Below are 14450 nucleotides of genomic sequence, written 5' to 3' on the forward strand. Positions count from 1 at the left end.
AAATGGATGCATTGATATTTGATGTATTCGGGGATTTTGGCCATTTCAGAAAATTCTATACTACATCATCCCCCCTTACATTTTCATTTCCGCCGCCGCCGACAGTAAAAGGGATGCTTGGGGCAATAGAAGGAATAGACAAAAATGAATATTTGAATGTGTTTAATTCCAATTATTGTAAGATAGGCATAAGGATAATGAATCCTGTTAAAAAACTAAGGATGGGATTGAACCTTATAAACACAAAGGATAATTTTTGGACACCAGTCAAAAAGAAAAATCATGAAGCGAGAACTCAGGTAAAAACAGAATTCCTAAAAGACCCAGCTTTCAGGATATATTTTGTCCATGAGGATAAAAGTCTTTTTGACGATATTACTCATAAAATAAAAAAACATAATAATGTCTATACGCTTTCCCTTGGACTAAGCGAAATGATAGCAGATTATCGCTATGCAGGCTTATGTGAATTAAAAGAAATTCATGACTGCGACGTCGATATACAAACGATATTGCCTATGCAGGACATCACTGATGATATGATATATTTTGAAAGTGGTAAAAAATATTTTAAAGAGAATATTCCTGTAGATATGGATGATAAACGAGTTGTATCAAGTTACCAGGATATAATATATGAAATAGATGGTAAAAGCATAAGAGCTCATGTGGAGAGATGCTGGGAGGTCTCTGATAATGAACATATTACATTATTCTAACCTGTACTCCCATCCTGGTAAATATCTTGAAAAGCATCTTGTAGGTTGTTCAAAGCTTATAAATGAATTTGAAAGAGAAAGCGATATAAATCTAAAAGATAAAAGCCTGATTTCCGATATATCCTTTGTTACATCTTTATGCCATGACCTCGGTAAATCCACAGTATACTTTCAGGACTATCTATTATCGGACAATAAGGAAAAGTATAAAGGATTAAAGGAGACGCGCCACTCTTTGATATCGGCAGTAATATGTTACTTCGCTGTAAAAAATGTCATAGGGAAATATAATTTAAAAGAAGATGAAAGTGTATTACTTCCTTTCATCTCTTTTGTTATTGTAAAAAAGCACCACGGAGATCTTGATGATATTTTAAATGAAACAATAATTGAAGATGAAGACATTTCTATAATGCAAAAACAGCTTGAAAGTATCGATATGATCAAATTCGGGATATTAAATGATAATCTCAACAAAATAGGCTTTAATACTATTCTAAATAAAGAGACTATCAAGCAATATATTTGCTCTATAAAAAATGAACTAAAGCATGTAAGAAGAACTTTAAGAAAAATAATTAAAAGTGAAGATATTACAAGGTATATTTATGTAAACTATATGTTTTCGCTCTTGATTGATTCTGATAAAAGCGAAGTTGTCATAGGAGATAATGTACTAAGAAAGGATATAAATATTCCGGGAAATGTTGTGGATAAATATAAAAAGATGCTCCCATTTAAAGAAAGCAAGATGAATATGTTAAGAGAAAAGGCTTATAGGGAAGTAAACAATAGAGAAATTGATTTAAGTAAAAGGATATTATCCATAAATCTTCCCACAGGTCTTGGAAAAACCTTTACAACAATATCATTTGCATTAAAATTAAGAGAAAAATTATATAGAGAAAAAAATATAAGGTATCGTATAATATATTCGTTACCCTTTTTAAGCATAATCGAGCAGAATTCCAATGAATTTGAAAAAATATTGAAATCAAATGGAATTAGCATAAATTCAGACTTGCTGTTAAAGCATCACCATTTGTCAGATGTAAAATATACTAAAGGTAATATGGAGTTTGAAACTGATAAGGCAAAAATAATGATAGAAGGGTGGAATTCTGAAATAATCGTAACAACATTTATTCAATTGTTTCACACGATTATATCGAATAAGAATAGTGCCTTAAGGAAATTTCACAGACTTGCTAATTCTATAATTATACTGGATGAAGTGCAGTCAATACCCTTTAATTACTGGCTTCTTATGAAAAAAATGTTATCAGCGATAGCATTTGAGCTCAATTCATATATAATTTTTGTCACAGCTACACAACCGCTTATATTTAAGAAAGATGAAATATATCCTCTTGTTGATGAGAAAAAATACTTTTATGAAATGGATAGGGTAAGAATACATCCTCTATTAAAAGATAATATAACTTTGAATGATCTCAGCAATATGTTTGATTTAAATGATGGAAGAAGCTATTTATTCATATTGAATACAATTAAGTCCGCTCAGGAATTTTATAATCTCATTAAAAACAAGCTTCCGAATGAGAATATAATATATCTATCCACACATGTACTTCCATATGAAAGGCTTTGCAGGATAAACGAAATAAAGGCTGGCAAATACAAGTTTGCCGTAACAACACAGCTCGTTGAGGCAGGTGTGGATATCGATTTTGATGTGGTGGTCAGAGATTTGGCACCATTGGATTCTATAAACCAATCAGCAGGAAGATGCAACAGAAATTGGAACGGGCAAGGCAAAGTTTATATTATATCACTTGTAGATGAAAAAGGTAAAAAGTATTCAAACTATGTATATGATAATGTTCTTTTAAATATCACCAATAAAATACTAAATAAATACGATTCCATAGATGAAAGCGAGCTGCTGAATATTGTTCAAGAATACTATTACGAGGTCTCAAATAGTACTTCACAAGATGAAGCAAGAGAAATACTGGATGCTATATATAAACTTAAATATGATAGTGACGACGGAACTTGTGTGACAAAATTTGCACTTATTAAAAACAGTTATTATAAAGTAGATACATTTATAGAATTGAATAAAGAAGCATCAGAACTGTGGCAAAAATATATCAATCTTAAAAATATAAAAAATCTATTTGAAAGGAGAAATTTATTTTATAATTTCAAGGCAGATTTTTATAAATATACCATATCCATACCTGCAATAGTAGAAAACATGCCTCCTGATATAGAAGGTTTCAAATATGTAAATCATGATTCTTTGAAAGATTATTATGACAGTGACACTGGATTTATAACTAAGGGAGTTATTAGTATATGGTAGGTACTCTTGGGTATATAAAAATACAGATTGGAATGGGATAATATGGGTATAGAAGTAAACGGTTCATTAATGCAAAGTTACACTATTTGCGAGAGGCAGGTATGGCTCATGGCTCATCAGATAATTCCGGATCAGGATCATCCATATATAGAAATAGGACGTATAATCGATAATACTTCATATGATAGAGAAAGAAAAAAACTAAATTTTGATAATGTTGTTATCGACCTTGTAAAAAACGATAAAGATAATTTTTTAATAGGAGAAGTTAAAAAAAGTTCAAAGGCAGAAAAGAGTGCAAGGATGCAACTCCTTTTTTATCTGTATAAATTAAAGCAAAGCGGAATTTTAGCAAAAGGACAATTGCTATTCCCAGAAGAAAGAAAAAAGGTCAATGTTTCGCTTACAGATGATGCAGAATCAGAGATAATTAAGGCAATAGATGAAATAACCAATATTATTCATAAAGAAAAAGCACCAGTTTTTATAAAAATACCTTATTGTAAAAATTGCGGATACAGGGAGTTTTGTTTATCATGAAGAAACCTATTTATATCTTTTCAGATGGAGAACTAAAAAGAAAGGACAATACATTGTTTTTTGATAATGAAAAAGGTAGAAAATACATACCTGTTGAAAATACATCTGAAATAATGTTATTTGGAGAAGTAATCATCAATAAAAGATTCCTGGAATTTGTATCTCATTCTGAGATCATACTGCATTTTTTTAATCATTATGGATATTATATAGGAACATATTATCCCAGAGAACATTTAAATTCAGGATATATGATATTGAAACAGGCTGAATATTACAATGATAAAGATAAAAGATTATATATAGCAAAAAAATTTATAGAAGGGGCATATAAAAATATGCGCCATGTTTTAAAATATTATCAAAATAGAGGTAAGAATTTAGAGGATATCATTTGCTGTATAGAAGAACTTGGTGAGACAATAAATAGTGTAATAAGCATAAATGAATTGATGGCTATAGAAGGCAATATACGAGGAGCATATTACAAAGCATTCGATAAAATATTGGGTAATCCGGATTTTAAATTTGGCATTAGAAGCAAAAGGCCGCCTAAAAACTCATTAAATGTACTTATAAGCTTTGGTAATTCACTAATGTACACTTTGATATTAAGCGAAATATATAAGACTCATTTAGATCCAAGAATTGGTTATTTACATTCAACAAACTTCAGAAGATTCTCCTTGAATCTTGATGTCTCTGAAATATTCAAGCCTATAATAATCGACCGAGTTATATTCTCAGTTATAAGCAAAAATATCATAAAAAAAGATGATTTTGACGGAAGTGCAGAAGGGCTAATATTAAAGGAAAAAGCAAAAAAGGCATTCATTGAGGAGTATGAAAATAAGCTTATGACTACTATTAATCATAGAAGCATAGGAAGTAATGTTTCATACTGCAGGCTTATCAGACTTGAACTATACAAATTGGAAAAACATTTGATGGGAGAACAGGAATATACTCCGTTTGTTGCTCAATGGTAAAGGATGAAATAAGGTGATAAGATGTTTGCCATACTCGTATATGATATAAATGAAAAAAGGGTAAATAAAGTATTAAAGACCTGCAGAAAGTACTTGAGTTGGGTACAAAATTCCGTGCTTGAAGGTGAAATTTCCGATGCCAATCTTAGAAAACTTAAAATAGAAATATCGAGAATTATAAACAAAGAAGAAGATTCAGTCATCATCTACTTACTCAGGACGACAACTTATTCGGAGCGCCAAATACTCGGCCTAGATAAAGGTGGAACAGATATGTTTATTTAAGAAGCTCTAATTATTAAAAACTTTGGATTTATAAATTGTTACGAGCAATAAAAATTGTCGTCGACCTATAATAATGTAAAAATACTGTAGGTACGACGACAATTTTATTTTTTGATCCATCGCAGATCCGTTGATTTTTCAGGCCTTTATAGTTATAATAAAGTTGTTAGATTTATATAATATAAAAAATACCACTTTAAGAATGGCTTAAATAGGTCATTCTGACGCGTTTTTAGCCTACCTATAAGGAATTGAAACTTATATCAAGCACGAATCTTCCTGATTTTATCTGAGTTTTTAGCCTACCTATAAGGAATTGAAACCTGGACAACTTCCTGGAGGACGTGCGGCCTACTGATTTGTTTTTAGCCTACCTATAAGGAATTGAAACTCAATCAAATGGATGATAAAAAGACACCTCATTTTAGGTTTTTAGCCTACCTATAAGGAATTGAAACAGATACCTGGCGTATATCTCGAATAGCGTTTATTTAGTTTTTAGCCTACCTATAAGGAATTGAAACACTGGTTTTCCGGTTTCTTTTGCCTGCTGAAACTTTGTTTTTAGCCTACCTATAAGGAATTGAAACCTCGGACTATTCCTGGGCGGGTGCTTCCGGCGCTTTCGGTTTTTAGCCTACCTATAAGGAATTGAAACTGGCGGAAGAAAGGTATGAACAGGATGAAGACGGAGGTTTTTAGCCTACCTATAAGGAATTGAAACAAAATGGCATAAGACATATAACTTTAAGAAGGAACTTGTTTTTAGCCTACCTATAAGGAATTGAAACTGCTTTTAGCGTGTTTCATAGTCTTGGTTGATAGCCCGTTTTTAGCCTACCTATAAGGAATTGAAACCTTGCTTTATTTCTTCAGGAAGTCTTTTATCAATCCGCGTTTTTAGCCTACCTATAAGGAATTGAAACCTTAAGAAACTTTTCCGATCAATGATAAGGCTCTTGGTTTTTAGCCTACCTATAAGGAATTGAAACAAAGGACAAAAAACATTGAAAGATTGGCTGAATACGTTTTTAGCCTACCTATAAGGAATTGAAACATACACTGCATGGATCTTCCGATGATGAAACAGAAAGAGTTTTTAGCCTACCTATAAGGAATTGAAACTCATATGTAACAATCGGGAAAATGTTGGGGTATTCATGTTTTTAGCCTACCTATAAGGAATTGAAACATATATTGTGACTTTTTCATTTTGCTCCTCCGTTCCTCGTTTTTAGCCTACCTATAAGGAATTGAAACGATAGTAGCGGTTTGGTATATTTCGCTATAGCATGTAAGTTTTTAGCCTACCTATAAGGAATTGAAACAAGGATTGCAGAAACGAAGCAAGAAAACTGAAAAGGTTTTTAGCCTACCTATAAGGAATTGAAACACCGATGCTGAGAGTATAAGAATACATAAAAAGGACTGTTTTTAGCCTACCTATAAGGAATTGAAACTTGAAAAAGTTGAGGACTACGAAAAAGGGATATTTGCGTTTTTAGCCTACCTATAAGGAATTGAAACCACTTTCTCCTCTCTCTGATACATTTTTAAAGTTTTTGATGTTTTTAGCCTACCTATAAGGAATTGAAACATAAGCCGGCATTAGTGCCGTGGGCGAATAGATTGGGGTTTTTAGCCTACCTATAAGGAATTGAAACATATCTTCGGGTTCTTGTCCTAACTCCTCATAAAGAGTTTTTAGCCTACCTATAAGGAATTGAAACTTTTGTCTGCAGATAAATTCAAAATCATAGCATCTTTTAGTTTTTAGCCTACCTATAAGGAATTGAAACCAACCTGCGCCAGCAAAGCCGACAACTCCAGACATATGTTTTTAGCCTACCTATAAGGAATTGAAACATATAGCGGACCGGTGCTTATTTTTATGGGATATTAAGTTTTTAGCCTACCTATAAGGAATTGAAACAAGGGTGTTGACGACATCAGGCTTGACATAAAGGATCGTTTTTAGCCTACCTATAAGGAATTGAAACCAGTATAAACATCTGCAGCCACTTCCTGATCCGGTGTGTTTTTAGCCTACCTATAAGGAATTGAAACTAGATAAGTATGCTGAAAAAGATGAGAAGGGCAATGGTTTTTAGCCTACCTATAAGGAATTGAAACTCCTGCTCTATATTTTCTTGCGTTATGGTCGCTGCAGTTTTTAGCCTACCTATAAGGAATTGAAACTTGTCCTGATATATCCTTCTTCTTCTATATTACTGCGTTTTTAGCCTACCTATAAGGAATTGAAACCTCCTGCCTGTGTTACCGTCCCCGCTTCACCGTCAATGGTTTTTAGCCTACCTATAAGGAATTGAAACAGATAACAGAGTATCCAGCTGAGCCTGAAAGGAACACGTTTTTAGCCTACCTATAAGGAATTGAAACTTGACTGTATCTGTAGTATCCTGATTCTGCTTCTGCAGTTTTTAGCCTACCTATAAGGAATTGAAACGTGAAAGAGTAGTGAAAGAACAGTGAAGAAAGGCTGAGTTTTTAGCCTACCTATAAGGAATTGAAACCGTTTTCAAATAGAATTTTCACCTTTGCCATTTTACCGGTTTTTAGCCTACCTATAAGGAATTGAAACCAACCTGCGCCAGCAAAGCCGACAACTCCAGACATATGTTTTTAGCCTACCTATAAGGAATTGAAACATATAGCGGACCGGTGCTTATTTTTATGGGATATTAAGTTTTTAGCCTACCTATAAGGAATTGAAACTGCAATACGCCCATCTTTGAGCTGCCTATAATTCCCTAGTTTTTAGCCTACCTATAAGGAATTGAAACCTTGCAGTTTTTTAATATTCATCTGCTGTCCTGTTATCCGTTTTTAGCCTACCTATAAGGAATTGAAACATAATAAAAATGAGAATAATTACAACTATCCAGAACGTTTTTAGCCTACCTATAAGGAATTGAAACATATTCTTCCGCATACCAAACACCTAACTATCCTCAGTTTTTAGCCTACCTATAAGGAATTGAAACTAGCTGCCTAGCACTTGTTGTCTGTCTATTGTGATTTAGTTTTTAGCCTACCTATAAGGAATTGAAACAGAACAAGATTATAGCGGATAGAGAGAGGCGGCTTGTTTTTAGCCTACCTATAAGGAATTGAAACCCCAGTCTGTTTGGAATGGCATAAAATCTTCTTTATGTTTTTAGCCTACCTATAAGGAATTGAAACATACTTCATACTGCTTCCTTTTTGCCTCTTCGGCTTCGTTTTTAGCCTACCTATAAGGAATTGAAACCCGAAGAGCTTAATGGGGCATATGAACTTGAGCTTGAAGTTTTTAGCCTACCTATAAGGAATTGAAACAATGCAGCGTTGATAAAAGCAGGTATTCTTCAATCAGGTTTTTAGCCTACCTATAAGGAATTGAAACTTTGCGGGGCTGTCGACATCGTAATAGCCGCTTTTTGTTTTTAGCCTACCTATAAGGAATTGAAACACTAGAGATTCTAGTAGTTGTAGTAGCAACGACCTGAGTTTTTAGCCTACCTATAAGGAATTGAAACTTAGCAAGGCATCTGGGGTTGAAAGGACATTATCAAAGTTTTTAGCCTACCTATAAGGAATTGAAACTGCAACTGGCGGAACCTTCTGGGCCATGAATCGTAAGTTTTTAGCCTACCTATAAGGAATTGAAACACAAATGTATTAAGTAAAGTTGAATTTGTAAATGTTCGTTTTTAGCCTACCTATAAGGAATTGAAACATTTTAATTATTAAGATAAGGAAATATATATCTTATAGTTTTTAGCCTACCTATAAGGAATTGAAACCTGATGGCGTATTTTTTGTAAGTAATGGAGCTTTTGGTTTTTAGCCTACCTATAAGGAATTGAAACCGCAAAGGCTCGGATAAGTCTAAATATGTACTGGAAGTTTTTAGCCTACCTATAAGGAATTGAAACCTATAATCAATATAAAAATTATCGCCGCTAAAATTTGTTTTTAGCCTACCTATAAGGAATTGAAACCATATAATAAAAGCTATGGAATCATATTCCCGATGCGTTTTTAGCCTACCTATAAGGAATTGAAACGAAAAATGATGGATGAGCTTGATGTTCAGTATTCCTGGTTTTTAGCCTACCTATAAGGAATTGAAACTAGTTGCACCGACATCAGTATGCCCGGTATGGCCAAAGTTTTTAGCCTACCTATAAGGAATTGAAACCCTTCGGTAAGATATTGCCATTTGCCTCTACTGTCTATGGGTTTTTAGCCTACCTATAAGGAATTGAAACGATATTGCGAATTGGAACCAAAGGCACAAAGAATTTGTTTTTAGCCTACCTATAAGGAATTGAAACGCGGATAAAATATTTTTATACCAAAAGGCATCTTTCGTTTTTAGCCTACCTATAAGGAATTGAAACCATAATCAGCTTTGGGTTTTAGCTCCCCTATAAGTTGGTTTTTAGCCTACCTATAAGGAATTGAAACAAAATATGAAAGTATACTTTGCAAGCCCTTGGTTCAGTTTTTAGCCTACCTATAAGGAATTGAAACCTCCCTAAAGTACTTCTGTTCCCGGGAATATTTTGAGTTTTTAGCCTACCTATAAGGAATTGAAACTTTTTGCCGCGGTATCTTTGTCCAAAATTGAATCCATGTTTTTAGCCTACCTATAAGGAATTGAAACCTGTGACTTCTCCGTTTTCAAGTTCGGCATAACTTTGTTTTTAGCCTACCTATAAGGAATTGAAACTATTTGAAGGCTTTCCACAGTCTGCGCACACGTCCTGGTTTTTAGCCTACCTATAAGGAATTGAAACAGCCTTTCGCAGACTATATGGTAAAAAGGATAATCAGTTTTTAGCCTACCTATAAGGAATTGAAACTGGAACGAATACAGTAAGTGTTGAAGTATTAAATTAGTTTTTAGCCTACCTATAAGGAATTGAAACAGAGACAATAAAGGCAACAAAATTTATGAAGGAAATAGTTTTTAGCCTACCTATAAGGAATTGAAACCTATAAACGCTAATACAGTAAATAAAGACCTTGCAGGTTTTTAGCCTACCTATAAGGAATTGAAACCACTCCATGCAGCAGATACTGCAGTATTTTACAGCTTGTTTTTAGCCTACCTATAAGGAATTGAAACGTATGAGGTTTGCGTCTATACACACGATACATTATCTGTTTTTAGCCTACCTATAAGGAATTGAAACGTTTTTGCGTCCCAACGCCTCCCCTGAATACTTTTTAGGGTTTTTAGCCTACCTATAAGGAATTGAAACTCTACAGTGTCCTTAGCCAGAAGATGAATATATGTGCGTTTTTAGCCTACCTATAAGGAATTGAAACATTAATGCTTGTACAATCTCTTCTATTGAAAAACTGCGTTTTTAGCCTACCTATAAGGAATTGAAACTCTATATATTTTTCTGGCAATAGTAAACCGTCTTTGCCGTTTTTAGCCTACCTATAAGGAATTGAAACTCAAGCAAATTACCTATATCAGTACCCGTAAAATTAAGTTTTTAGCCTACCTATAAGGAATTGAAACGCAGTCCCTTTTGAGCGGCATAAAAAAAGAAGGCTGGTTTTTAGCCTACCTATAAGGAATTGAAACAATACAAAGATTTATGCATAGAAAGCACATTGTCTGTTTTTAGCCTACCTATAAGGAATTGAAACCTAAATATTCCCATAACGCGTCTATGAGGCTGTTAGGTTTTTAGCCTACCTATAAGGAATTGAAACGTCGTTGATGGCACAAATTTAGCTCAATTTCATGTGGTTTTTAGCCTACCTATAAGGAATTGAAACCAGTCTTGGCAGTAGATTACCGGTATATTATAACTAGTTTTTAGCCTACCTATAAGGAATTGAAACTCAGCCATGTGACTGCATTGTGCAAACTTCCCATTGAGTTTTTAGCCTACCTATAAGGAATTGAAACATAATATCTTGGTATTCTTTTTTCATTTTCACGTTTGTTTTTAGCCTACCTATAAGGAATTGAAACTCTCTATATTTGGTACAATCAATTCCTTGCAGCCCCAAGTTTTTAGCCTACCTATAAGGAATTGAAACCAGTCTGCGCACACGTCCTGAGCTTTAGCGGGGGCGTTTTTAGCCTACCTATAAGGAATTGAAACCAAGCTCAGGAGCGTTTTCCTTTGCCCATTTCAGTGGTTTTTAGCCTACCTATAAGGAATTGAAACGATGATAGGGGCTCCGTAAAATGCGGGGCCTTTTAAGTTTTTAGCCTACCTATAAGGAATTGAAACTCTGCCCTCCTTCTGTTTCTGTTTTTGCTGCATTTCGTTTTTAGCCTACCTATAAGGAATTGAAACGTGAATTTGCAGGGTAATCCCTGCGCTGCAGCTCACCTGTTTTTAGCCTACCTATAAGGAATTGAAACATGCCTTTTAACACTTTATCGCTCTCCTTACTTAAAAGTTTTTAGCCTACCTATAAGGAATTGAAACGCGTTTGTACTTGGTGATAGTTGGTTCGATACGGTTGGTTTTTAGCCTACCTATAAGGAATTGAAACAATATCCAAAACACCCTATATGGAGTTTATACCCCGTTTTTAGCCTACCTATAAGGAATTGAAACTCTTGCAGTTCAGATTTCAATTCTTTTACCTGTTCAGTTTTTAGCCTACCTATAAGGAATTGAAACATTCGCTCCGTAACTTCTTTGTGGGCTTGTGGAACGGGTTTTTAGCCTACCTATAAGGAATTGAAACTAAAATTTTCTGTTTCCCATGCATCTAACGATATATGTTTTTAGCCTACCTATAAGGAATTGAAACCCTTGCATTTCAAATTCATATTTAGCTTGCTATGCCGCGTTTTTAGCCTACCTATAAGGAATTGAAACAAGGACGTTAAATCGAAGAGTGAGGGTATCACTTTTCAGTTTTTAGCCTACCTATAAGGAATTGAAACAAACTAAATAAAATAGATTTAAACAGTCCAGATTTTGAGTTTTTAGCCTACCTATAAGGAATTGAAACACGCTTTGGAGCCTATTTTTAGCATCTTTAACATCAGTTTTTAGCCTACCTATAAGGAATTGAAACAAGGTATGGGGTGGAGAAATTGTTCGGGATAATTTGTTTTTAGCCTACCTATAAGGAATTGAAACAATATACACATCTGCAAGCATTATACGTGCATAAGTGTTTTTAGCCTACCTATAAGGAATTGAAACTTGCAATAAGTATTAAATTGTTTCCAGAAATACCCAGTTTTTAGCCTACCTATAAGGAATTGAAACAGAAGTAAATAACAATAACAGATTAAGTAAAGCATTACGTTTTTAGCCTACCTATAAGGAATTGAAACAACGTAGATATATCAATACTTTACAGACTCATAATAGTTTTTAGCCTACCTATAAGGAATTGAAACTTTGATCTATAACAAATTTCTTAGTTAGCGGATCGTGTTTTTAGCCTACCTATAAGGAATTGAAACCACACAGGAGGACATAAAGATAGAGGATTCGGCAGGGTTTTTAGCCTACCTATAAGGAATTGAAACTTCTACATCCATACCATTTTTTAATTGTTCTAATTGGGTTTTTAGCCTACCTATAAGGAATTGAAACTTGCAACCCGCTTTCTCAGAGTCAGTACAAATTTTATTTGTTTTTAGCCTACCTATAAGGAATTGAAACTTGAAGAATCCAGCCAACCTCTCAAGCCCGACCTTCGGTTTTTAGCCTACCTATAAGGAATTGAAACTAAAAGCGGATGGGCAGTTATTCCGCATATACTATAAGTTTTTAGCCTACCTATAAGGAATTGAAACTTATTATAGTTTGATTTTGGTAACATGTCAATACTTTTGTTTTTAGCCTACCTATAAGGAATTGAAACATTCTTCGCCGTCCCATTTTTCGTCCTGATCTAAGTAGTTTTTAGCCTACCTATAAGGAATTGAAACTCTTCAGATATGCACAATGATCAAATCGTTTCCACTCGTTTTTAGCCTACCTATAAGGAATTGAAACAATATGCAATACATCTCCTCCCATGCCTTTTCAGGCGTTTTTAGCCTACCTATAAGGAATTGAAACTAGATGGTATAGCTGACAGGGTGGACATGGATTATGCGTTTTTAGCCTACCTATAAGGAATTGAAACTTTGCCTTAGCCGCCAACTGCGAGTCAAATAAGTCTGTTTTTAGCCTACCTATAAGGAATTGAAACATATGCTCCGTTGCACTGTCTATAGCTGTCTGCAGAGTTTTTAGCCTACCTATAAGGAATTGAAACAGAAATTGAGCAAAGAAATAAAGGAAATGATGGTAAGTTTTTAGCCTACCTATAAGGAATTGAAACTTGCGAGGACACTGGCAGAGAGTATGATTTGCAGGAGGTTTTTAGCCTACCTATAAGGAATTGAAACAATATGCAATACATCTCCTCCCATGCCTTTTCAGGCGTTTTTAGCCTACCTATAAGGAATTGAAACTGTATATAAGAACCTCACTCCTTCAGGTGTGGGAGTTTGTTTTTAGCCTACCTATAAGGAATTGAAACTAATAAAAGCAAACAATCTTTTCAATATGATTATTTTTGTTTTTAGCCTACCTATAAGGAATTGAAACTGGTACATTTATGCATGTATAATGCTTGCAGATGTGTAGTTTTTAGCCTACCTATAAGGAATTGAAACATTTTAGGAATAATTTCCTCCAATTGTTCATAACTTGTTTTTAGCCTACCTATAAGGAATTGAAACTTATGACGAGGATGGCGACTGCATGGGGGATGCATCGGGTTTTTAGCCTACCTATAAGGAATTGAAACCTTTTTAGTCTGCCGAAATGGCGGTTAGCAATATGTCGTTTTTAGCCTACCTATAAGGAATTGAAACTTTTTTTTGGTACTGGAGGCTTCCCGGCCTCCACGCGTTTTTAGCCTACCTATAAGGAATTGAAACTTTGCTAAAGTTTCGCCTTTTAGGACTTTGTCAATGTTTTTAGCCTACCTATAAGGAATTGAAACGTTTGAATATTTTCAACAGCGCTGCATCGACTTCTGCGTTTTTAGCCTACCTATAAGGAATTGAAACCAGCCAACATATCCGGACAAATTCAAACCGATTTTTGGGTTTTTAGCCTACCTATAAGGAATTGAAACACAAATCGTAAGTATATTCTATCCTATTTCTGTCTCGTTTTTAGCCTACCTATAAGGAATTGAAACTGACTGAAAAATTAAAACCGTGCCCGTTTTGTGGCGGTTTTTAGCCTACCTATAAGGAATTGAAACTTTTTGATGCGTGGATTCCAGAGGACAATATGAAGGAGTTTTTAGCCTACCTATAAGGAATTGAAACCCAGTGAGCTGAGCCACTATAAGCATATCCTCTTTTTGTTTTTAGCCTACCTATAAGGAATTGAAACTCCACGACCATATCGGCCATGCTCTTTTGTCAACGCCGGAATGAAAAATACTCAAAACGCCGGTTAAAAAATGACCCAACTAACCAATAAATCGTCAAAACCTGAACTGACTTTTTATGAGGCTAGTGCTAGAATAAAAATAGTACAAGAGAAATTGAGAAAGTTCCCAATAAGAATT

5 protein-coding genes and 1 CRISPR repeat array are annotated in these 14450 nt (G+C 34.3%); all 5 genes read left to right on the plus strand.

Annotation, left to right across the window (positions count from 1 at the left end; translation table 11 throughout):
* The first annotated feature begins 2 nt into the window (after positions 1 to 2).
* The 5 genes from cas5b to cas2 are packed head-to-tail and all read left to right on the plus strand — an operon-like array spanning position 3 to position 4865.
* Complete coding sequence (cas5b, locus tag QME45_08130; protein ID MDI6618631.1) at positions 3 to 719, plus strand: type I-B CRISPR-associated protein Cas5b; 717 nt, start codon at positions 3 to 5, stop codon at positions 717 to 719.
* On the plus strand, positions 697 to 3051 hold the full coding sequence (gene cas3, locus QME45_08135; protein ID MDI6618632.1) for a CRISPR-associated helicase Cas3': 2355 nt from the start codon (positions 697 to 699) through the stop codon (positions 3049 to 3051). The genes cas5b and cas3 overlap by 23 nt, the downstream gene beginning before the upstream one ends.
* A gap of 42 nt (positions 3052 to 3093) precedes the next feature.
* A complete protein-coding gene (gene cas4, locus QME45_08140; GenBank protein ID MDI6618633.1) occupies positions 3094 to 3591 on the plus strand; it encodes a CRISPR-associated protein Cas4 in 498 nt (165 codons plus the stop codon).
* Positions 3588 to 4580 carry a type I-B CRISPR-associated endonuclease Cas1b gene (gene cas1b / locus QME45_08145; protein ID MDI6618634.1) on the plus strand — a complete coding sequence of 331 codons (993 nt, stop codon included), beginning with the start codon at positions 3588 to 3590 and terminating at the stop codon, positions 4578 to 4580. The genes cas4 and cas1b overlap by 4 nt, the downstream gene beginning before the upstream one ends.
* 21 nt (positions 4581 to 4601) lie before the next feature.
* Complete coding sequence (gene cas2, locus QME45_08150; protein ID MDI6618635.1) at positions 4602 to 4865, plus strand: CRISPR-associated endonuclease Cas2; 264 nt, start codon at positions 4602 to 4604, stop codon at positions 4863 to 4865.
* Between the two features lie 228 nt (positions 4866 to 5093).
* A CRISPR array of direct repeats spans positions 5094 to 14272; the repeat unit is 30 nt; unit sequence GTTTTTAGCCTACCTATAAGGAATTGAAAC.
* Positions 14273 to 14450 lie beyond the last annotated feature (178 nt).

The sequence above is a fragment of the Clostridiales bacterium genome (genome assembly GCA_030016385.1).
Classification (GTDB): Bacteria; Bacillota; Clostridia; order Clostridiales; family Oxobacteraceae; genus JASEJN01.